Below are 22,290 nucleotides of genomic sequence, written 5' to 3'. Positions count from 1 at the left end.
TAAAATTTAGAGAGTGGCTGTTAATGAGAACGACATATTTCTTGCGAAAGGATAATTTAAACCTCGTTCTATTTTTATAGAAGAGAACGTTGCAATATCATTTAAATAGAATGATAAACGCAGGCGTTGCATACTTAATTTCCTATAAATGGAACTTGGAAACTCATAATATGCACTGATGGAAGAGAGTGATAATTCACGTCGATCCTGTACAAAGCGAGTGGTAGCACGTGTGGTTGTTTCGGAATTGAATTTCTTGTATGGTGTTACTTGTCCGGGAGTAGTCCAACGACCAATTAGCAATCGGCGATCTACATTGTAAGTAATATTTGCATTTTCCACCCGACTGACGAGGGTTGAATTATACATTTGACAACCAGCAAGATAACTTATGGTAGCGCTTAATCCGATACCTTTATACTCGGCTGTGAAACCGCCTGTACCACGATACTTAGGATCGGAGTTACCAGCAGCGACCATATCATTGGCTGAATAAGTATAAGTGTAGGTACCATCTTTTTTAATGTATATTTCTTGTCCGGTTTGCGGATCAATACCGGCTGAGGGAACTGCCCATATTGTTTTCATAGATAATCCGTCTTGATACATTAATACAGGTGCAGAGGTATTATTATCTTCTGCTTGTTTCATCATTTTTTCATTGTAAGCCCGCATACTCTCTGACAAACGAATTATTTTATTTCGGTTATAGGCAAATGTTCCATATACATTTACAAAACCTTCTTTTCCTTGCCATATTGTATAATTAGCTTTAGCTTCAACTCCAGAATTACGTACCAATCCTAAATTATCTTTTACTATTGCGAATCCTGTAGAAGTTGGGATTGTTACATCGGTTAACATATTCTTGGTATCTGCTGAGTAATAGTCAACAGAAAGGGATAATCCGGCAACTCTCATATCAATTCCTATATTATGATCCTTTTTCTGTTCCCATTTTAATTTGGAGTTAGGCATGGATGCTAAATAAGCTCCTGTAAATTTGCCAGCTAAGCCTCCATATACGACGCCTGTGTAATAATTATATGTAGCAATTGCTGCGTTGGTATCAAAGTTTTGATTTCCAGTCAAACCAATCGAAGCTCGAAGTTTTAACTGTTTAATCCATCCAACACCTTTCAAGATGGCTTCATTGTGCAGGTTCCATCCAATACCAAAAGACCAGCTATTGGCCCAACGGTTATCTGAACCGTATAAGGAAGATGCGCTTTCCCGAACAGTTGCATCGGCTAAATAACGATTGTCATAATCATACGAAGCGGCTAATAGGAAGCTGGCTTCACGGTTAATTGTGGAATAACCAGTAGGGGTACTGTTTTCTGCATATTGTTTTGCGAATGAAATATCTGCCTTCTGATTATTTGGGAAACCTTCTGCCGTGTGTCGATATGCTGATGATTTTTCTCCGGAGATAAAGGCACCGGCATTTCCAAAGATAGTATGTTTACCAAATTGATTATTATAGTTTATATTCAAGTCTCCGGAAATAGAACTGGATTTACCATTTTCCATAATATACTTACCACGTTTAAGTATATCATTAACATTTGCAAAGATGGAATGTGAGGCGGGATAGAAATCATCCATATCATTTCGTTTTTCAGAGACTCCTATACGTGCTGTTGCTTTCCAGTTTTTATCAACTTGCCATTCTGCATAAAAATTATTGGTGAATTGTAAATAGCTGGAAGTAAAACTAGTTCCGATAATAGAATTATACATAGGATTAGCTACTTTGGTTGATGTTGAGCCAATTTGTTCTACCCATTGAACTATATTCCCATTTTCATCAGTTGCTTGCCAATATGGGTTCATTCTGGAATATTCGCCAAATTCTCCATAAGGGGACTCATTACTTTTGTTAGATATGATTGATAGGATATTCTTTAGTAATAGTTTGTTATGTCTGTATGATAAATTTATATCACCCGATATATTGCGGCGGTCAGATCCCTTCATAACCCCTGTAATCTGATTATAAGTAAGGTCTAAGATTGCACGTAAATTTTGGGAATCGCCTAATTCTATATTTAGGTTATGCTTATGTCCTATGCCAGTGTGAAGTGGTTTGGATAACCAGTATGTATCTAATCCTTCTAATGCAAGTTTTCGTCGGCTATTATATAATTGATCTAATTGAATCTGCGTATTGACACTACTATTTGTATATACTCCGTCTAAACGTTCTGCTTCCAATTTTTCAAATGCATTACAAAGGTCATAACTGGTTAAATCTGGTATTTCCAAAGAAATACTACCGTTATATGTAATACGCTGTTGATTTCCGGTTAAACGTTTTGTTTCAATAACAATTACACCATTGGCTGCTTTAGAACCGTAGAGAGCTTTTGCTGAAGCATCTTTTAAAATTGTAATGCTTTCAATTCGGTTCATGTCCATGTCCATTATTGTTTCAGCAGTTGTTTCAAAACCATCAAGAATGAATAATGGTTGATTGGGTTGGTTTTGATAGTTGCTGCGCAAAGAACTACTTTCTGTGGTTGGAAAACTGGAAGTTCCACGCATTGACATATCCGGAATACTATTAGGATTGGATCCCATATCAAAATTATCTGCAATATATATAGTAGGATCCAGGTTTTTCAAGCTTTGGAACACATTTTGATTTCCTACCCGCATTAAATCCTTGCTCGAAATTGTAGTAGCTGATCCTGTAAAGCTTTCTGCCTTACGGGTGTAAATACCGGTAACAACGACTTCATCCAATTTGGTGTCACTTTTTAAAGTAATATTTCTTCGCACATCATTCCGTCCACTGTTAATCATTATTTGTTGAGTAGACATTCCAATGTAAGAAAAGGTGATAGTACAGGCTGTGTTGAATGGTATCTCTATGTTATATTTACCGTTGTTGTCAGTTATGGCAAAACGTTGCAGATCACTAATAACAACATTAACACCAGGTAGAGGTTGCCCTTCTTCATCCGAAACGATACCTGTTGCTATACGCTTATTACTTTGCTGTTCTGTTTTGGAAATAGTAACAATATCCCTTTCCATACTGTAGGTAAGTCCAGTACCGTTAAGAACTGTACGTAGCACATTATCCACTGTTTCATCTTTTACATGAATAGTGATCGGTTTTAGTGTTTTTGTCTGCTCCGTATTGTAGACAAAGCTCAATCCTGTTTGCTGCCTTAAAGCATCAAAAAATTCTTTGACAGTAACAGACTCCAGATTTAAAGTTACTTTTTTGCCACTTTCCGGGATGGCAAACATCATTGTCGGTAATAGTACTAGGGCTATTACCAGAGAAAGTATTCTAATCCTTTCTCTGCATTTTACTCTTCTCATTCTTTCTTCTTGTTTAATTAGTAATTAATTGTCTGTGATTAATATCTCTCTGTCTTTGATATTTATTTGCAGATTTGTAGTACGTGCAATAGCTTTTAATATGGGAGTGATTGTGGCATAACGATCCATGTTTCCTGTGAATCGAAGTTGTTTTAGTTCAGGGGTACCAAAGGAAATATTAACATTATACCAATGTTCTAGAATCTCAACTATATTTTCCAAAGTGCGATTTTCAAAAATGAGTCGACCTTCATTCCATGCTACATAGGGAGTGAGGTCTACATCGTATATGGAGACATTATTCCCATTTTGTTCAATATGTGCCAGTTGTCCTGGTTTAATAAACTGTTCTTGTGCACTTTCTTTGGAGACAATGCTGATGCTTCCCTTTACTAATGCAACCTCTGTTCGTTCAGGTATAAATGTATTGACATTAAATTCTGTACCATACTGTTTGATTGTTCCTTGATCAGTGATAACATAAAAAGGACGGCTATCTTTGGCTATTTTAAAATAGGCTTCTCCTTTTAGATAAACTATACGTTTGGTTTTACTGAATTTTACAGGATATCGTATTTCTGTATTATAATTGAGATGTACAGTTGTTCCATCCTCAAAGGTTACCCTAAATTCATTTCCTTGTTCGGTTGTTAAAGTATTGTTTTCTATAGTTTCGTTTTGTTTTGTAAGGAGGGTGTCGTTTATATTAGGGGTTGTAGGATAGATAAGTGTACCATTTTGAGCTATGGCAGTTGTAGAATGATTCACTTTGACCGGTATTGGATATGTGGGGGTAAGTGATTGTTTATTGTTTTCCGCTAATATCAGTGTGGCTTTAGGAATTCCCGGTTGTATGGCATCTCCCAAAGTAAAATTATTCAAAGTTTCTACCTGCGGAGAAGTAGAAAAATACCATCCCCCTGTTATTATTAATATAGGTATTACTAAAATAGCAGCATATTTTAGGTAAGTTGAAATGATTGAGGGGCAATATTTCTTTTTGAACCTTTTCCAGGCAAGATGAGAATTGATATGTGAATAAGCTTCGTAACGTTCACGAAAAGCAATATTTGTGCATAGACGATTGAAAAACTCTTTTCGTTCTGGCGAACTCTTGGTCCAATCCTCAAGTTGTTTTCTTTCGGGAGCTGTAATATCGCCAAGGAGATATTTAGCGACTAATTCTTCTACATTTAATTTACCCTTCATATATTTCCGTTGTCTTATTATTTGTTAATAAGACAACTTGGATATTGAAAAGAGGTACAAACTTTATAAAAAAGATTATTTTGATTAAGAAAAAAACTTGGAACTATACAAAATGTCACATAAAGGAAGAAGAAAATAGTATGTACCCATCTGTTCTTTGATAAATTGTATGGCTCTTTTCTTTTGTGTTTTCACTGTTTCGATAGAAATTCCTAGTAGTGTGGCTATCTCTTCGTTCTTTTTTCCATCCATATGTAATAGGAATACTTCCCGGCAACGCGTGGGCAATTTGTCAATTGCCCGAAAGAGTAAACGATAAACTTCTTCTTCATTAGTGTCTTCTTCTTCTATTATTTCCCGGTAGGTATTTGCCAGATGTTCGAGATAAAGAGATTCAACATTCTGATGTTTTAAATAATTTAGAGAGGCGTTTCGTACAGAATTATAAAGATAGGTACGAAATGAAGGCAGGGATAGAAATTTCATCTTCTTTTCCCACATTGTAGCGAAAAGCTCCTGTACGATATCTTCTGCTGCCTGTTGAGAGGAGAGAAAATTTATAGCGTACAATACTAATACTTTATAATATTCATCATAAAGTTGGTGATAAGCACTTGTTTGTTGCTTATTCAAGTTTTCTATAAAAGGAGTTTTCTCTTCGTTCATTGTGGGTGATATTGATACTCACGTGACAAATATAAGAATTATCTATTAAAAGAAAAAGGCACCCAAGAGTGGAAGCCTCTCAAATGCCTTATTCTTATCAAGTAGCGGGACCCGGGATTGAACCGGGGACCTCATGATTATGAACCTGCGTCTTCCAAAGGCTTAGCCTTTGAAAGCTACCAGCAGAGCTACTGAATATAAGTCATTTATGAAGATTTTGGCTTTTGCTAAATCTTATATCTGACTTCTAAAATATCTCCTATTTGCTTATCGGTGTAAACCGTAGCGCAAACCAAAATGTGACAATAATATGTTACGTTATGGATGCTAATATAGGCATTATTTGTTTTAAATCAAAAGTTTTAGCTAATGGAGAACATCCGTTAATGTTGAGAATTAGCCAAGGTAAGTTACGTTACTTTAAATCTTTGGGAATTTCAATCAAAGCTTCTTGTTGGAATTTTGATAAGGAAGAACCTAAAAGAAACTATCCCAATCGTGAACAGTTATTGAATATCATGAATCAAACGAGACAAGAATATGTCAATATGATGTTTGAACTGAAAACACTTGGTAAAGACTTTACTCCACAATCTTTGGCTGAATATGTGGAACGAAGTTGTAATAAACAGAATGTGGGAGATTATATTCAATACATCATACAGTATATGACTGCCGAGAAACGGTTAGGTAATGCCAAAGCTTACATTAGTTGTTATAATTCTGTATTGAGATTCGCAGGTAACTTGGATATACCTTTCACGGATATTGATGTAAATTGGTTAAAGCGTTATGAACTTTATCTTCGTAAACGTGGTAATTCTGATAATACGATTGGAATACGAATGAGAGAATTACGTGCTGTTTATAATAAAGCAATAGAAGATAATGTGGTGAACGAGAAGTATTATCCTTTTGTAAAATTCAAAATATCTCATTATCGCAAGGGTAAATGTAAGAGGGCAATTACTAAGGCTGAAATACATAAAATAATGAATGTTGATTTAATGGAGATAACAACTTATTATAGTCCATTACTTTATTTGACTAAAGACTTATTTTCTTTTAGTTATCTTGGTTGTGGTATGAATATGATTGATATAGCATATTTGAAGTATTCAGATATTGTGAATAATCGAATATGCTTTGTACGACATAAGACAAAGCAGCCTATTACATTTCAACTTTTACCTCAAGCCGTACAAATTGTAGATAAATATAGGAAACCGCACTCACAACTGAATGATTATGTTTTCCCAATATTAGACCGTAATTTTCATATTACTGAACAACAGCAATATGACAGGATTAGAAAAGTGATAAAAGGCATGAATAAAGCTCTTAAAAAGATAGGTGCTCATTTGGATATTAGTATTCCGTTGACAACCTATGTTGCACGTCATTCATTTGCAACGGTATTAAAACGTTCTGGTGTAAATATCGCATTGATAAGTGAATCATTGGGACATACAAGTTTGTCAACGACACAGTATTATCTTGATAGCTTTGAAAATGAGCAGATAGATGAAGCAATGAAAAATTTACTTTGAGACTTGATAAAGAAAGGGCTTCTCCATGGTTTTATGGAGAAGGCTTTTTGTATAACTCTAATACTGCTGAATTGATGATTTCTGTTTTTAGTGTTTCAAGTAAGCTAGTTAAATCATTGCACATTGTTATGCAATCGTTGTATTCTACTCTTAAATAGTTTCCGTGTGCTATGTGATTTCTTGTATCTACTAAATCATCAATAAAACTTTTATATTTACTAAATACAGTTTCCGAAAGACTAAGAGTATAAATAATTTCACGAAATACATCGTATCTTAGATTTGACTTAGTTTGTATAACTTCTTTGGTGGGAATTTTGGCTTTATCGTTTAATCTTGATAAAAGTTCTTTTACAATAATGGTTTTTCCCTCTAGATTTTTAATCTCACTTAGCCCCAATAATTTGGATAGAGACAAAGCAATGAATTGTGGCTTTAAGTCTGTGTGCTTTAGATATTTAAGTGATACAAATTTGAGATATGCTTCCATTGAAGATTTAGCAAACCCCTCCCAATGTGCGTATAATAAGGGAATTGCTAAACGTAAGTAGGCTGATTGTTTTGGGGATTTATCTTTAGGAATTTGAGTTTTTATGAAATATAATTCTTTCTTTCTCCAAGATAAATCCTCATCAATTTTAGTTACTAAGTCTTCTACTGTGAAAATTTTATCGCTCATACTTTGAAAAAGTCTATTGCAGCTGGCACTATTTTATTTATTCTCGATTTAGCATTGGACCCTGACCCTGCATTATTCTTATAGAAATCTTTACTATATAAGCTTCTTATTTTCTCTGTTAATATCCGATGTGAGATATTATTCTGAATATATGAATCTATATTCTCTGCTATTCCTATTGCTATTGCTTCAAAAGATGATTCTAAAAACTTGCCTTTAAAGCTGTGACCATCGAATTTTTTGAAAACTCTATCAGAAAGTGCATTGTCTAGTAGTTCAAATGTGTTAAGAAATTTATTTTTAGTTGGTTCAAAAGGAAAGTTCTCATCATATAAAATGACTTTATTAATGTCGTCTAGAAAATCTCCTAGTTCTTTTTTATTATCATAAGGAAAATTGGTTAATGCTACAAACCTTAGTAATAACTCTAAATGATATTGTTCGTCAAGTAACCGGTCGGTTAAAGATAATGTGTTGAGAAAATGCTCATTATTAGCTAATTGAGAGAACCAGTCATAGACAGATGGTTTTATCATTATTTGTATACTATTTCTTATTTCTTGTTTAGATGCATTTGAGCCACCTGTATTTAAACGTTGAAACACTTCAAACTTAGCTTTGGGGTCTGATTCACTATATATTATCGTAAAATTTAATTTAGTTCTTTTGAAACTTAATTTTAGGGCATTGTCCAATTCAATTTCTGAATCATTTTCTTTGAACCAGCACACATTCTCAAAATGAGTTAAGTATTCAGTGCGACTAAGAACTAGTTTATTTTCTCCTTTCAATTCATTCATGAATTGTAATATCGTAGAAATTCTTTGCAATCCATCCACCAATTCCCAAATACCATTTTCATTCTGAAAAATAAAAATGGTTGGTAAAGGAATCCCCAACATTAAAGACTCTATTAATCTTACTTTTTGTCCATATGTCCATCTGAAAAGTCTTTGATATTCAGGTTTAATAATTAATTCATCTGACCTATACATGTTAACTAGTTCTCCAATTGACATGCTGTAATTGTCAGTCCTAAAATAAGTCTTTTTTGATTCTAATTCAGAATATAAAGTTGATGTTGTTTCCATAATTTCGGGTTCTAAAATTTCTAAATATTACAAAAGTAATAAAGATTTTCTAAATATGAGAGGAATAGCTTATGGATATTTTTATTGTTTAAAGGAATATGGTTATTCTTGTGTTTTTGGTTATCTTTGTTTGAGTATTTGATATTCTATAATAATGGAAATAACGGATAATCTTTTTAGATATGTAAATATATACCAAGATAGATATTTTTGGGTATTCGATGGCGATTGGGGTGACCTTACCAATGAGAATTATATCTTTTGTAGAAAATATAATGGTTTCTTACAACAACTTCCTCCTAAAGTCACGGAAAGTACTTTTTATAAGCATGAGAAATTACAAGAGTATCTAACCAAGCTACATCTTGATAAAGAAGCTTTCTGGGGATTGATTATTTATATTTATACTCTGCACCTTGTAAAATACTGCGGGAAGTATACGGCGAAACTTTCCAATAATAATGAAGCAAAAAGAGTTCAGGATTTTGTGAAAGCGAATATTGATAATTTAGAAGTGATAGTAAGGATAAAAGGAGAAAAAAAACAACGTCCTTTCTCTGTTACAGATAAGATTGACTTAGTCTCGTTATTTCCAATATTTGGAGAAAATTTATCAAACGATAGAGCCAATGAAATACGGATTCTATTAAAAGAATGCATTGATAATGAAAATACCATATTAAATATTACGATTAGAGCTAAAAAGGCTGTGAAATCAGATGTTATTACTTTATCAAATAAAAAAGATATAGAACGAGTGTTTGTATTAGCAGAACCAACTCATAAACTATTTGACGATAATGACTATCTTTATATAAACAAGGATACTCCGAAAGCAGAGAGTGAGAGAGCTTTTAATTTCTTCTTTGTAACGGAGCTGCTAAAAGCTATTCGTTTAATTATTCCCAATGAATCAGAATGTGCTACCACGGATGAAAAATATCTTCTTCTTTATACTTTGGATTTTCTTTGTTTGCATTCTTTTGATGATAATACAATACATTTGAATAAAGATGAAGAACTATATTATCGTAATAGATTGGAATATTACAATAAACTTCTTATAGATTACGAAGGATATGAAGCTAATACAATGGGAAGCTATTTTTATGGTCACGATATAAAAGTAGATTAGTTAATCGTATTTAACATTTTAGGGTTACTTGGGGGAACAGATTAGAATCTGTTCCTTTTTTTTGTATTACCCATATCTTTGCATCGTAATCAAAAACAGTAAGGCGCCAAGTTGATGATTACTTAAAAACTTAGTTATTAATATAAAAATAAAGAGGCAATGGAAACAACTGATGCAATGACAGTAAACGAGAATGTAAATGTTAATGTGGAATCTTTAAAAAATAGTGGTAATATGGAAAAACAACAAGAAACTCAAACAGAAACTTTGTCAAAAAATGAAGTGTTGGAAAACGCTCGCAAAATCCTAATGGAAAAAAGGCAATATCTATCTGATAATGCAGATGCAGATACCAATATTGTAAAAGCTGCTAAAACTAATGTTGCTAAGGCTGAAAAGGATTATATGGTTGCATTGCATGATGTTGAACTTCCTACTATTTCAGTAGAGTTTTGGCAAGTGGAAGAATCTACAGAAGAAAAGGAGGTTATTAGCAAAAGAAAAGAGGATATTATTATTGCAATTTCCGATTATAATATGACTGTAACTAAAGTGAATGTTGAATTGGGAAAAGATTTGATTGGTGATGATAAATTTGAAAAAACGGCTCTGTTTGTAACGGCAGCTCAAACTTTCTATGAAGCGGATATTGAGTTGAAAGACTTGAATGGTAATGTTATTCCTAAAAATACTCCAAATGTTTATGTGCCTGTTGATACGGCAAATGGATATTGGCTATGGAAAACTTATCATGAAGCCAATATTGATAGGGTGGTTAAAGATGAATCAGCTTTAATTGTTGAAAATGTTAGAATCAAGGAATTTGTATCATTGCAAGAGTTTGCAAAGTATAGAGGGATAAATAATGTACTAAGTAGAGGGTTTAATGGCATGGAAAAGGCAGGTAATGCGGCATTGGCTACTCAACATGAGTTTTATCAAAAGATATTCCAAAAAGCTAAAGAGCTGAAAGCTAATATTAGTGTAATTACTAAATATTATAATCAAGGGAAGACCTTAAGTCTAAAAGTTTGGAATGATGCAATGGTTGGTGAGGTTGAAGCTAAATTTGAATATGATTTATCAGTTGGTGATAGAATTATAGACACTTTGAAAATTGTGGGTTTCAAAGATAAGTTTATCAAAGAACGTTATATGATTGATGCTATGACTATGTTAGCAAAGCATAAACCACAAAGCGCAGAAAGTGCAATTGGAATTAATGAAGTCATAGAAACAGTTAAGACTTTGGATAAAGATACCGTTACATTTATATCTAATATATCCATTGATAAATTGAACGAAATATATTCAGCTTTGCATAGCCAATATCTAAGGAACCATGATATTATAGGAAAGGCAGCCTAATTCATATTATATTCTAATAGAAAGTCCATGTGACAGGTGGACTTTCTAAAATTAAGTAACATATTATTATTGTTAAAAATGCTTTTACCTGTTAATTGTAAAAATCAGGCGACTGTAAACTATTCTATTTTAAATAGATTTAAGCCTGCATATATTTATAGATTTTTCTGTTTGTCTCTTTCAAGAGATGATTGGTATAATGTGAGAATTACTTTAGATGAATTGAAAAGAACATGTGGCGATAAACTAGGAAGTTTTAATAAGGTATTTAAAGAATATTTGAATATAAAACTATATTCAGAGGATAACGGTTATAGGACTAAAACTAGGCGCAATATTTACCATATCCCTGCAATGGAAGAACAATGTATCACTATCTCCAAAAAGTTTGTCTTAATCGAACTGGATACAGCGAGTAAGGGTTTCTTTATCCAATTGCTTCTATTATCCCAATATGGCAATATAGAACTGATTAAGAAAAATATAATCAAAGTAATCGGAATAGATAAAAAAACTTATGAAAAGTATATTATAGAGCTTGCTGGTGCTAATCTAGTATCAATTACTACTCCCTTAACTTTACATACTGAAAATATTCTATTAGAAAATGATTTTTCCAAGCAGAAAAAACTATCCACGAAGAAAGTAAATAAAATAGCAGAGATAGACGATAATGGGAATATCATAATTCCCAAGTAAGGAGAAAAAGTGTTCTTTATTAATATATTAATATACAATACTTTTTCCCTTGTACATACCTGTTTTATAGAATAGGATGCAATAAAAGTGATTTTTTCTGTGTACGGCAAAGTGCAGTGTTATTATTAGTATTACAAGCCATTCTTAGCTTTACATAGGTAAGGTAGTGGGGAAAAAGTATCTAATATTAATTATATATTATAACACACATTTTCCCCTACTACTAAAAAATCAGCTTTTATGTATATATAAAATTATATTTTAGAGAATGAATATTCGTTTTTGTCTATTTTATATGTATTTTTGTTGTAAACATCAAATCTAATTAATATGGAAATAATAAACAATGAAAATCACAATGAAAATCATGAACAAAAACTGTTACGCTGTTTTAGAGAAGCTGATGATATATTAATTGTTAGTCCTTTTTTATCTAAAAATTTCTCATTCTTTCCATTTGAGGAATTAACTCATTTAAAAGAAATAACGCTTATAACTACTTTTAAAGACTCAAATGACGACCTGAAAGGTAAAATCTCTTTTTTCAAAAAGTTGAAATCATTTGGAGAGAAAAGACAAGTAAAAGTCAGCATACTAATAGACAATTCATTGCATGGGAAAATTTACATCTGTAAACGGAGTAATATTTATACTAGTGCAATAATTACATCTGCAAATTTTACTCAAAAGGGATTGAAAAAAAACAATGAATGGGGAATTTCCATTTCTAATTCTGATGATATAGAAGATATAGTTAGTACATTATATAAAAGCATAATTTATAAACCAATAACAGAACAAGATATACATTTTTTTGATGAACACATAGCACCTAATATAAAAGACCGTACTGAAAGCAGTTCGAATATTGACTTATCTGATTTTTATAAAGTTAAAGAAATTCCAGTAAACATTCCTACAGGAGCTAATTATTGGCTGAAACCTGTAGGGGTGATTGCTAATCCCATACCATTAGATAAGCAATACAATTCTTTAACAGAAAAATTACATTTTGCACGCCCTCCTAGAAAAGTAAAATTGGGTGATATTCTTATTGTTTATGCTGTGGGACATAAAAATGTTGTATCAATATATCGTGTGAAATCAGAATCATACAAGGTCTTAAAAAACAAAGAGCGTTGGCCATATTATGTAGAAGGAGAAAATTTGACACCTTATTATGGAGAACAATGGCAAAAATATAATATTACTATTTCAGAATTATTAAAAGAGGTAAATGGAATATTCAATGCTACCCCTAGTGGGAAGAACAGTTATGGAAGCTTAATGCGAGGTGCAGATAAACTTCAAATAACTCCAGAATATGCAAATTATATCATTAGAAAAATAGTCAAAATCAACGATGATATATTGACGAAAATAGAGTAAGTTCTGTTATGTCAATAAGAATAAAAATAGCCGCAAGCGAGTACACTTACAAATGTGCTCAACTGCGGCTTTTTTTGTGGAACTTCTAAATTCTTGTCTAATACAAGGGATATAGCAGTTCGCAATTTTAAATATGGGAGTTAATTTTCCCAATGGAAGTGTGGGAAAATGCAAATATGACCTGTTTGATTTACATATAATTCAAGGAGTTGAACCATTGCCAAACAGGTAGTTCTTGATTTTTAAGAATACCCAAAGTTACTCATAATAAACAAGGTAAAAAAATAAACAATACTCAATTTCTGATATTACTACTTAGCATATCTTTATATGACAGTATAATACTCTCCTTTCTATTATAGTGCATAGTAATACATAGGCACGCAATAAAGTATAGGTACTTATATATAATCCCCCCCTACCTATAAAAATAGGAGCCTTAATATGAGTTTAAATTATAATATCTTTGATTTCATGAATAATATTATTAATCACTAAAAACTTGCTTGTACATATTTAAAATGAAATCGAATTCATAATCCTTCATTACTTTAGGAGAAGTTGAATATGGCACAAATATCTTAATGGTTCTTTCTTCATAAATAAAAGTATTTTTAATGAGTTTCGTTGCACTTTGTGGTATTTCAAGGAATTTGTCTTGTTGCATGAAATATATTTTCAACAGTCCTAAAGCTCCAACATATTCCGTTCTGCTAGTTAATATTAATTTATTTATTGAAGGGTATTGTGATAATAAGAAGAAAATGTCTTGCAATTTTACGTGGAGAATATCTTTATCCGATGAAGAGCCTTTTCTGCGATAACATAATAGGTGCATATCAGTGATTCCAATTAAATTATCTTTAAGAAATTCTTTTCTTTCATTTACAGCTTTCATTCCTTCATCGAAATGAAATTGAAAATTGAAGATTTTCCCTAAAATATCCCAAAACACATTCTTTTCATTAGCATAATAAAACTCAAATTTACGATTTTCTTTACGAGTTGGAAATGTGCCTATGATTAAAGTTTTAGCTTTTTCGGGAATATATGCTTCAAAAGGATGTTTTTCAAGTATATATGGTGCTTTGTATTCTTTGTATTTACTATTCATGACTTTTCCTTTTATTATGAATTACGAAGATATGAAGAAAATGTAAGTGTTCCAAATAAATAATATATGAATTAGATGTATGCAATAGAGTACAGATACTTATATATAATACCCCCTACCTGTTAAAATAAGAGCCTAAATATATATCAGCTTTCTTCTCCTATGATTTACTGAATTGAAAGTTACATGAGCGCATGAACAGTACCCTCTAACACCCCCCGAGGGTAGTTGGAGAGAAACGAAATATCTATTCTCCACGTAATCAATTTATAAATCATTTAAAATTTTATTCGTTATGAGAAATCTACAAATTATTGGCAATGTGCCACAGGTAAGAAGAGAAAGTAACTTTGGTGAGTATGCAGAAGAAGCGGTAATAATCGAAGAACAACCAAAAGTTAAAAAAGAGAATCCTCATTTCTTGGAAGCTAATACATTAGAGGTAACAATGCAACATTTGAAAGAAGATTGTATTACACCCGTATTTGCCAAAGATAATGAGCTTACAATTCCTCACCCTGCATTTATTGATACTGTTTATGACGCTGCAAATACGTTCTTCAGTGGTGAAAGTATTGATAAGCCCGATATTCGTGTAAGTCATATTATTAAAGGGAGAGTGCCCGAAGCAATACACAAACCTGCAAATCAACTTCTCGAAAGTGATAAGACTATCTACTACGAAAGATGTGCTTTTATTATTCAGATTCCTACGATTTACGAAACGGTGAACGGGAATAAGTTAATATTAACTATTGGTGGTGTTCGTGCTTATAATCACACTAATCTTTATTCAAAGAAAGGAGCAGAACGCTTTAAAGTGTTTATTGGCTTTATTTGTAAAGTATGCACAAACTTGTGTGTGTCAACAGACGGTTTTCTTAGCTGTTTGGAAGTAACTAATACCAAAGATTTATATCGGGCAGTATTGGAAATGTTTCAGAGTTACCAACCTGCAAAACATCTACACTTACTGCAAACACTTGGTAATTCATACCTTACAGAACATCAATTTTGCCAACTACTTGGGAGGATGAGACTTCATCAATCATTACCACAAGGTTATCAGAAAAATATTCCTAAAATGCTTATCACAGATTCGCAAATAAATACAGTTGCAAAAGCATACATTAATGATAAGAACTTTGGGAGCTTGGGAAATGATATTAGTATGTGGAAATTGTACAATCTATTGACAGGAGCAAATAAGAGCAGTTATATAGATTCATTCTTGGATAGAGCAGTAAATGCAACCGAAATAGCAACGGGAATAAATGCCGCTTTACATGGAGACACTAAATATAAGTGGTTTATTGATTGATTAAACAGGGGAATATTCAGAAATGGGTATTCTCCTATTTTATTAACTACGTAAAACAAAGAATCATGTTCTATTATAAGATACTTGTTTGGCTCTTTTGGGTGGTATTGTCTTTTATAACAGGTTGTGTTCCGTTAATCTTGCTTATTCTTTTAGTTGGCTTATGGGATATTGAAGAAGCGAATAAACCTCGTTAGTGTTCAAAATAGAAATGTGTTCAAATAAATCTGCAAAGGTGGTTTGAACACATTCTTTCATGTTATCAATTTAATCAAAGAATAAAATGAAAACAGCCGTAATATATGCCCGTGTTTCGTCAAGTAATGACAGACAGGACACAAGCAGACAAATAGAGGATTTAAAGAAATATGCTATTTCACAGGGTATAGAAATTGTGAATATATTCCAAGAGCATATTTCAGGTGCAAAGAAAATAGAGGAAAGACAGATTTTAGGAGAATGTTTGGAATACTGTAAACGTGAATCTGTGAATATCCTACTTTTGTCTGAATTGTCAAGACTAGGAAGAAGCACATTACAGGTTCTTCGCTCTTTAGATATATTACATGAATCGAAAGTATCGGTTTACATACAGAACTTGGGCTTATATACTTTGCAACCAAATGGGGAAGTTAATCCAATAGCGTCTATCATGGTGACAGTGCTTGCAGAAATGGCAAATATCGAAAGAAGTAATATCCAATACCGTTTGAATAGTGGTAGGGCAAATTATATTGCCAAAGGTGGTAAACTTGGCAGAAAGACAGGTTCAACTAAAACGGATGATAAGAAAAAAGAAGAATATAAAGAAGTCATTGCTTTACTAAGAAAAGGCTATTCAATCAGAAATATAGCTAAGCTACAAAGTATTGGTATTTCAACCGTTCAACGGATAAAAAATCAGTTTATAAAGCCATAAGCATAAAATATCGGTGGGGTGGAAAAATTCAGAGATTTAGTTTTTATATGGGGAGTCTTGAATTTTTCCACTACCATGGATTTATAAAGAAGGGATAGCCCTCAACTTTTAATAAACAATAGTTCTTGCTATTACAAACGCTTTTCGTAACTTTGTGGCAATTTCAGATACCTAATGTGTTAGGTCTGAAAGGACATATTAGTTAACGAAGAGCGTTTTAAATATTATCCTATCGTGAAATCTCGACAATTTCAAGGAATGGGGATAGTAGGCAAGAACGCTCACGTCAATGTTATATACCTATCTTATTGGGGATAGTTTATATATCGTTTGGCGTGGGCTATTGTTTATTACCCATTCTAGGCAGTCGAGAGCCTCACGATAGTAATATTCAATAGTTTCCACGCCTTTTTCATTGTGTAATACTATCCAAAGGGAACAGGGTAGATAAACGATATATAACTACGAATCAGACATAAAGAAACAACTTTTGCTACTATCTTTTAAGTAGCCAACTCAATTTTTGAGCAGCTTATACTACAAATTAAATTATTAACGAAAAGATTATTTACAGAATATGAAAACATTTAGATTTTTTGCAACTTTATTGGTTATTGCTTTATGTGCAGGTTTTACTTCTTGTAGCGATGACGATGATGAAAATCCATTAGTAGGTACTTGGGTTAGTATAGAGAATAGGAACTCTGTGGAATATAAGGACGTAATGACTATTAATTCAGACGGTACAGGTTCAAGTGCGATTTATGAAAACGGACAAATAGATAAAGAAGGAGTAGAAAACTTCAAATATACTTATGATGAGAAGAGTAAGGTCTTCACTTTCATTTGGGAAGAAGATAGTTACGGAGAAACTGATATTTATTCAATGCGTGTTCAAGAACTGACAAGTTCCAAACTGGTATTAGTTGATGATATTGATGAAGAAGGTGAAGGAGAGGTAATTACATACACAAAACAATAATTGGGATTTAACCGTATAGTGCTAGTCTTATTAGGCTAGCATTAACTCCTTTACTTTACTGTTTTTAAATAAATGAAACCCTCATGACAATTTAGAAGTCGCCAAAGTAAATGAAAATGTTCTGTCGCACGTCTTATTAGTATATCTTAGCATATCACTAATAATGACGATTATGGCAGGGATTCATTTCGATCAGGTTGTATCGCGCGGTTGCGGTATGGACATCCACAAGAAGGTGGTGGTAGCGACGGTCCAAGGCGAAGGGATCTGTAAGGAGACCAAGTCTTTTGACACCTTCACGAGTTCTTTGACACAATTGAGAGAATGGTTGGTATCATTAGGAATCACTCACGTTGCGATGGAGAGCACTGGAGTGTATTGGAAACCGATATACAACGTGTTCGAGGATTACATCCGCAACATCTGGATTGTCAATGCCCGTCACATCAAGAATGTTCCGGGTCACAAGACAGACAAGAACGACAGTGAGTGGATATGCCAGTTGCTAATGGCAGGATTGCTCAAGCCCAGTTTTATTCCCCCTCGTGAGCAGCGCGAGCTTAGGGATCTTACTCGTTACCGCCGCAAGCTGATAGAAACGGTGTCGGCCAACAAGAACCGCATCATCCGTACGCTTGAGGACGGCAATGTCAAGTTGTCCAGCGTTCTGAGCGACACGAGCGGCTCAACTGCGACCAAACTGATAGAAATGCTTTGCGATGGCAGGATTCCGACATTGGCAGACATAGAGTCTGTACGACACAAGCGTTGTCTGCATTCCGCGGAGGAAATGCTTGAGGCATGCACGGGTTATATGAACAGCCACAAGATATACATGCTTCAGAAGATACGTTCATGCAACAGACGGCTCACGGAGGAAATCACGGAGATGGACAGGCATATCAAGGAAATCCTCTCTCCCTACGAAGATGTCATTGCAAGGCTGAGCGAGATACCCGGAGTGCAAAACCGCACCTGCGAGGAACTGATAGCCGAGATTGGTCTTGACATGGGCAACTTTCCTACTGCGGCGCATCTTTGTTCCTGGGCAGGAATGTGTCCAGGCAACAACGAAAGTGCTGGCAAGAAGAAGAGCGGAAGGACGAGCCACGGAGACAAGCATGTAAGGGCTACACTCGTTGAAGCCGCATGGGCTGCCTCACGAACAAAAGGGACGTTCTTCATGGAACGCTTCAACCGACTTGCCCCACGCAAGGGCAACAAAAAGGCGTTGATTGCCGTTGGGCACTCCCTTCTCAAGTGCATACACTATGTGTTGTCAACAGACGGAAGATACAAGGAGCTTGGAGACAGTTATGTGCCTGAGAAGAAAGAGAAGCAACGCAAGGAATACCTGAAAGGTGAGTTAAAGAAACTTGGCTACCATGTAGTCCTGACGAAGAAAAAAGATTAGCCTACACAATATAAAACTGGGGACTGAGTTAATCCAAGGCCGAATTTTACTGGAACATCCCGAGTCCGAAAATGAAACTGGTCCCAACTGCTGAGAGGCAAAGTTTGTGACATTATGAGCACGTGTATGAAAATTCAACATCAACTCAGCAGTATAAATATAAATTGCCGAACATGCCAGCCGCGCACTTGCCCAACAGTGAGTGCTCTCTATTTTTGTGTCATTGGCTCAGAGAATACATAAAAACAAAGTAAAAACAGCCGTTATAAACTAAAACGGCACAAATAATTTTCGTATGAAATAATGAGAAATAATTATATTGTATTTATTAGTAGCATTGTATATGTGCTTCTTGTATTGATAGGTTGTGGAGATGATAATCCTGTCAACAATTCAAGAGAGGAAGAAAGCCATGATGTTGAGACTATATTAAAACCTTTGGGAGAAAGTGAAGGGTATTTTGAAAAAGGAATCTGTTTTACCTCAAATAATGAGGAGAAAACTTTAACTTTCGATACTAACAAGAAATGGAATATTGCTATACCAACTAATATAGAATGGTGTACTGTTTCGTCTAATAATGGAGTAGCAGGTACTGTATCACTGACGATAAAAGTAACAGAGAACACATTTTATGATGAACGTAATGCTGTATTGACGTTGAAAGTCGGAGAAATTGAAAAAAGAATAAGGGTTACTCAAAAACAACAAGATGCACTATTGGTATCATCAAATATTTTTGAACTGGATAAATCTCATCATACAATTGATGTTGAAGTGAAAGCTAATGTTGAATATAAGGTTATCATTCCACCAACATCTCAAAAATGGATTACGCAGGTTACAAAATCTCGCTCGTTGGAAAATATAACTTTGTCATTCAATATTACCTCTAGCGATGAATATGATAAACGTGAAGGTGAAATTATATTTCAAAGCAAAGATATTTCGGAAGTAGTACACATTTATCAAGCAGGTGAAGGAGTATTGATGCTTACTAAAAATGAATATCCTGTTAGTGATAAAGGGACAGTTGTAACCGTTGAAGTGAATAGTAATTTTAGTTTTGATGTCCAAATGCCTAACGTGAGTTGGGTGAAGGAAATGGTGGAAACGCGTGGAGTGTCAAGTTCTACCTTGTATTATACGATTAGTCCCAATGAAACATATGAAAGTAGGGAAGCTGAAATTATTTTCTACGATAAGAATAGTTCAATAAAAGAGACAATGAAAATAATTCAAGCTCAAAAGGATGCAATTATAGTATCTCAAAAAGAATATGATATACCTGTCAACGGGAAAGTCATTGAAATTGAACTTAATGCGAATGTTGAGTATCAAGTTACAGTCTTAGATGAATATGATTGGATAAAACCTGTTGATAATTTTCAGATAAAAGGATTGGCTAATAATAAATTGTATTTTCAGATAGAAGAAAATACGCTTTCAAAAAGAAGAAAAGGGATTATTACAATTGAGTCTGTGAGTAAGGCAATATCAGAAGATATAATTATTAATCAGGGGCGAGTTAAAGATAAAGATGCAATAGAACTGCATGTGGAAACAGCAGGAACATTAAATAAATTGATAGCACCTTCAAAAAAATATCAAATAACCAACTTGATATTAACCGGAAATCTTAACGGTACTGATATTCAATATTTACGTGAAATGGCAGGAGAACGTTCGTCGCAGGGTATGTTGCAAAAATTAGATTTGTCAGAAGTGAATATAATTAGTGGTAGTGGAACTTACGGTGACGGTGAGCATGCGTTCGAAAGTGTAATTGGAGTTCGGATGTTTAGTTATTGTAATGCATTGGTCTCAATAATACTTCCCGATAATACAACTTCTATAGAACAAGGTGCATTTTTTAATGCTAAAAATTTAAAGACTATTGATATTCCTAATAAAGTATCTTATATTGGAGAAGGGGCTTTTTATGAGTGTGTAAGCCTTCAATCAATAACAATTCCGGATAATGTAACGACTATTTTGCGTTGGACTTTTAGAGACTGTATTTAGAGCCTTATAACTAACCATAACTTACTATGACCAACCAAACATAAAGCCTTGATTTTCAATACTCTTTGATTTTTAACACTTTCTGAGTGCTTTTTGGCAGTTCCCGATTTTCCACATATTTTTGCAGCGTATTTCTACCGTGGAGAATTTGCGGAGCTTTTATTTTGTCATATCGTGAACGTAGTAGACAAGGGTTTACGAGTGGTTACGATGAAGGACAAATTTGAAGCTGATAGGCAAAAAGCGTTATATCGTGGACTGGGTTGACAAAGGTTGTCAATGGTTCACTTCCGTTTACTCCATCGATGGAATACTCAAAGTATGTAGAACATAGCAATATCAAAGAGTATGAGACCGACAAGAAAATGTGAATTTTGTGGCAAGACATTCGTGCCAAGGAGCGGTATGCAGAAATACTGTTCCGAGGAATGTCAGGCAGAGGCAAAACGTCTTAGAAAGAAAAGACAGCAGGACTTGATTAACGGTATTGAACCTATCATGAATCTGCAACATCAGGAGTATCTTACATTCTCAAAGGCAGCTGTGCTGATGGGATGCACCCGACAGTATATCTACAAACTTGTGGCTAACGGCAAGTTGAAGGCATCAAGATTGAGCAGCCGAATGGCATTCGTAAGAAAGGCTGATATAGAGAAGATGTTTGAGGGTAATCCCTACAAGCGTGTGGTTCCTGTCAGCAAGAGCAAGCCCAGTAAAAAGGCAAAAACAGAAAAGCCAACACAAAACCAGGAACCAATAAAAGGGAAAGAGGAGAATGAGGTGCTTGACTATTATTCGGGCGAGGAAGTGATGTCCATTTATAAGGTCAAGAAGTCTTGGCTCTATACATCCGCCAAGCGCAACCAGATACCGATGTGCCGTATCGCTGGCAAGAACTATTACAGCAAACGGCATATTGATGAGTTCTTCGGTACTGCCGTTGACCTCAACAGTATCACGGAATGGGTGACGGCTGATGATGTAGAGGATGCTTTCAGTATGAGCAAGTCTGCACTTAGGGCATATACATATCGACATAAGATACCCACTAAACGTGAGTACGGTCGTACCTATTACTCAAAGGAGCATCTTGAAGAACTTCGCAAGACTGACCTCATGAACGATGACAGCTATTATACCACAGAACAAGTGCAGCAGTTGTATGGTCTGACAAGTGCAAACATCTGCCATATAGTGAGAGTTCACCATATCAGTAAGGTTAAAGTTGGAGTGAAAAACCTGCTTTTGAAGACGGATGTGGAGCGAGCAATGGCAGAAAGAGTTGCAAAAGGACTGTGATTTCAAATGATTTCATCATTATCCATCAATGACTGCAAATAATGGGAGTCACGGAAGTATCATTCAGTTATTTTGCAGCCGTGAAGATACACTT

17 protein-coding genes are annotated in these 22,290 nt (G+C 34.2%); 11 read left to right on the top strand and 6 right to left on the bottom strand.

Going from position 1 to position 22,290, the window contains the following annotated elements:
- Nucleotides 1–6 precede the first annotated feature (6 nt).
- The 3 genes from GD630_RS12915 to GD630_RS12905 all read right to left on the bottom strand — a co-directional run bounded on the left by GD630_RS12915 (nucleotide 7) and on the right by GD630_RS12905 (nucleotide 5,211).
- Entirely contained in the window at nucleotides 7–3,336 is a 3,330-nt protein-coding gene (locus tag GD630_RS12915; protein WP_143869042.1) for a SusC/RagA family TonB-linked outer membrane protein, read from the bottom strand.
- 24 nt (nucleotides 3,337–3,360) lie between these two features.
- Nucleotides 3,361–4,545, bottom strand: a complete 1,185-nt coding sequence (locus tag GD630_RS12910; RefSeq protein ID WP_143869040.1) for a FecR family protein — start codon at nucleotides 4,543–4,545, stop codon at nucleotides 3,361–3,363.
- An 84-nt stretch (nucleotides 4,546–4,629) separates the two neighbouring features.
- Entirely contained in the window at nucleotides 4,630–5,211 is a 582-nt protein-coding gene (locus tag GD630_RS12905; RefSeq protein WP_143869038.1) for an RNA polymerase sigma-70 factor, read from the bottom strand.
- A 320-nt stretch (nucleotides 5,212–5,531) separates the two neighbouring features.
- Here GD630_RS12905 and GD630_RS12900 point away from each other — a divergent pair, with 320 nt between their 5' ends.
- The gene (locus GD630_RS12900; protein WP_143869036.1) at nucleotides 5,532–6,761 is read left to right on the top strand and encodes a site-specific integrase; all 1,230 of its coding nucleotides are present in this window, start codon (nucleotides 5,532–5,534) and stop codon (nucleotides 6,759–6,761) included.
- 31 nt (nucleotides 6,762–6,792) lie between these two features.
- Here GD630_RS12900 and GD630_RS12895 read toward each other — a convergent pair whose 3' ends face one another.
- Nucleotides 6,793–7,440 carry an MAE_28990/MAE_18760 family HEPN-like nuclease gene (locus GD630_RS12895; RefSeq protein WP_143869034.1) on the bottom strand — a complete coding sequence of 216 codons (648 nt, stop codon included), beginning with the start codon at nucleotides 7,438–7,440 and terminating at the stop codon, nucleotides 6,793–6,795.
- Entirely contained in the window at nucleotides 7,437–8,531 is a 1,095-nt protein-coding gene (locus GD630_RS12890; RefSeq protein ID WP_143869032.1) for a DUF262 domain-containing protein, read from the bottom strand. The genes GD630_RS12895 and GD630_RS12890 overlap by 4 nt, the downstream gene beginning before the upstream one ends.
- Before the next feature lie 154 nt (nucleotides 8,532–8,685).
- On the opposite strand from GD630_RS12890, the gene GD630_RS12885 reads away from it, so the two are divergent.
- The 4 genes from GD630_RS12885 (at nucleotide 8,686) to GD630_RS12870 (ending at nucleotide 13,122) form a co-directional block, all read left to right on the top strand.
- Nucleotides 8,686–9,666: a hypothetical protein gene (locus tag GD630_RS12885; RefSeq protein WP_143869030.1), complete on the top strand. Its 981-nt coding sequence runs from the start codon at nucleotides 8,686–8,688 to the stop codon at nucleotides 9,664–9,666.
- A gap of 159 nt (nucleotides 9,667–9,825) precedes the next feature.
- Nucleotides 9,826–11,034 (top strand): hypothetical protein, encoded by a 1,209-nt coding sequence (locus GD630_RS12880; RefSeq protein WP_143869028.1) that lies wholly within the window; start codon nucleotides 9,826–9,828, stop codon nucleotides 11,032–11,034.
- A 78-nt stretch (nucleotides 11,035–11,112) separates the two neighbouring features.
- A complete protein-coding gene (locus GD630_RS12875) occupies nucleotides 11,113–11,733 on the top strand; it encodes a hypothetical protein (protein ID WP_143869026.1) in 621 nt (206 codons plus the stop codon).
- A 330-nt stretch (nucleotides 11,734–12,063) separates the two neighbouring features.
- Nucleotides 12,064–13,122, top strand: a complete 1,059-nt coding sequence (locus GD630_RS12870) for a phospholipase D family protein (protein WP_143869024.1) — start codon at nucleotides 12,064–12,066, stop codon at nucleotides 13,120–13,122.
- Between the two features lie 487 nt (nucleotides 13,123–13,609).
- Here the strand turns inward: GD630_RS12870 and GD630_RS12865 are convergent, their stop codons facing one another.
- Nucleotides 13,610–14,236: a uracil-DNA glycosylase family protein gene (locus tag GD630_RS12865; protein ID WP_143869022.1), complete on the bottom strand. Its 627-nt coding sequence runs from the start codon at nucleotides 14,234–14,236 to the stop codon at nucleotides 13,610–13,612.
- A 295-nt stretch (nucleotides 14,237–14,531) separates the two neighbouring features.
- Here GD630_RS12865 and GD630_RS12860 point away from each other — a divergent pair, with 295 nt between their 5' ends.
- The 6 genes from GD630_RS12860 to GD630_RS12835 all read left to right on the top strand — a co-directional run bounded on the left by GD630_RS12860 (nucleotide 14,532) and on the right by GD630_RS12835 (nucleotide 22,196).
- The gene (locus tag GD630_RS12860; protein ID WP_143869020.1) at nucleotides 14,532–15,557 is read left to right on the top strand and encodes a DUF3871 family protein; all 1,026 of its coding nucleotides are present in this window, start codon (nucleotides 14,532–14,534) and stop codon (nucleotides 15,555–15,557) included.
- Nucleotides 15,558–15,840: 283 nt separating this feature from the next.
- Entirely contained in the window at nucleotides 15,841–16,476 is a 636-nt protein-coding gene (locus GD630_RS12855) for a recombinase family protein (protein ID WP_117515556.1), read from the top strand.
- Between the two features lie 577 nt (nucleotides 16,477–17,053).
- Nucleotides 17,054–17,458, top strand: coding sequence for a lipocalin family protein (locus tag GD630_RS12850; protein ID WP_143869017.1), 405 nt, complete (start codon nucleotides 17,054–17,056; stop codon nucleotides 17,456–17,458).
- Nucleotides 17,459–17,630: 172 nt separating this feature from the next.
- Nucleotides 17,631–18,872 (top strand): IS110 family RNA-guided transposase, encoded by a 1,242-nt coding sequence (locus GD630_RS12845; RefSeq protein ID WP_238482909.1) that lies wholly within the window; start codon nucleotides 17,631–17,633, stop codon nucleotides 18,870–18,872.
- Between the two features lie 303 nt (nucleotides 18,873–19,175).
- On the top strand, nucleotides 19,176–20,897 hold the full coding sequence (locus GD630_RS12840) for a BACON domain-containing protein (RefSeq protein ID WP_143869291.1): 1,722 nt from the start codon (nucleotides 19,176–19,178) through the stop codon (nucleotides 20,895–20,897).
- Between the two features lie 348 nt (nucleotides 20,898–21,245).
- Nucleotides 21,246–22,196 (top strand): helix-turn-helix domain-containing protein, encoded by a 951-nt coding sequence (locus tag GD630_RS12835; RefSeq protein ID WP_143869293.1) that lies wholly within the window; start codon nucleotides 21,246–21,248, stop codon nucleotides 22,194–22,196.
- Nucleotides 22,197–22,290 lie beyond the last annotated feature (94 nt).

The sequence above is a fragment of the Bacteroides zhangwenhongii genome (assembly GCF_009193325.2).
GTDB lineage: Bacteria > Bacteroidota > Bacteroidia > Bacteroidales > Bacteroidaceae > Bacteroides > Bacteroides zhangwenhongii.
Note: the sequence above shows the minus strand (reverse complement) of the source record. Positions and strands in the feature narration are given on the sequence as shown.

Bases quoted from the DNA above. Each gene is read 5' to 3' on its own strand.
- GD630_RS12875 (WP_143869026.1), top strand. From the start codon at position 11,113: ATGCTTTTACCTGTTAATTGTAAAAATCAGGCGACTGTAAACTATTCT.
- GD630_RS12890 (WP_143869032.1), bottom strand. From the start codon at position 8,531: ATGGAAACAACATCAACTTTATATTCTGAATTAGAATCAAAAAAGACT.
- GD630_RS12835 (WP_143869293.1), top strand. From the start codon at position 21,246: ATGAGACCGACAAGAAAATGTGAATTTTGTGGCAAGACATTCGTGCCA.
- GD630_RS12915 (WP_143869042.1), bottom strand. From the start codon at position 3,336: ATGAGAAGAGTAAAATGCAGAGAAAGGATTAGAATACTTTCTCTGGTA.
- GD630_RS12895 (WP_143869034.1), bottom strand. From the start codon at position 7,440: ATGAGCGATAAAATTTTCACAGTAGAAGACTTAGTAACTAAAATTGAT.
- GD630_RS12905 (WP_143869038.1), bottom strand. From the start codon at position 5,211: ATGAACGAAGAGAAAACTCCTTTTATAGAAAACTTGAATAAGCAACAA.
- GD630_RS12865 (WP_143869022.1), bottom strand. From the start codon at position 14,236: ATGAATAGTAAATACAAAGAATACAAAGCACCATATATACTTGAAAAA.
- GD630_RS12870 (WP_143869024.1), top strand. From the start codon at position 12,064: ATGGAAATAATAAACAATGAAAATCACAATGAAAATCATGAACAAAAA.
- GD630_RS12850 (WP_143869017.1), top strand. From the start codon at position 17,054: ATGAAAACATTTAGATTTTTTGCAACTTTATTGGTTATTGCTTTATGT.
- GD630_RS12900 (WP_143869036.1), top strand. From the start codon at position 5,532: ATGGATGCTAATATAGGCATTATTTGTTTTAAATCAAAAGTTTTAGCT.
- GD630_RS12885 (WP_143869030.1), top strand. From the start codon at position 8,686: ATGGAAATAACGGATAATCTTTTTAGATATGTAAATATATACCAAGAT.
- GD630_RS12860 (WP_143869020.1), top strand. From the start codon at position 14,532: ATGAGAAATCTACAAATTATTGGCAATGTGCCACAGGTAAGAAGAGAA.
- GD630_RS12855 (WP_117515556.1), top strand. From the start codon at position 15,841: ATGAAAACAGCCGTAATATATGCCCGTGTTTCGTCAAGTAATGACAGA.
- GD630_RS12880 (WP_143869028.1), top strand. From the start codon at position 9,826: ATGGAAACAACTGATGCAATGACAGTAAACGAGAATGTAAATGTTAAT.
- GD630_RS12910 (WP_143869040.1), bottom strand. From the start codon at position 4,545: ATGAAGGGTAAATTAAATGTAGAAGAATTAGTCGCTAAATATCTCCTT.
- GD630_RS12845 (WP_238482909.1), top strand. From the start codon at position 17,631: ATGGCAGGGATTCATTTCGATCAGGTTGTATCGCGCGGTTGCGGTATG.
- GD630_RS12840 (WP_143869291.1), top strand. From the start codon at position 19,176: ATGAGAAATAATTATATTGTATTTATTAGTAGCATTGTATATGTGCTT.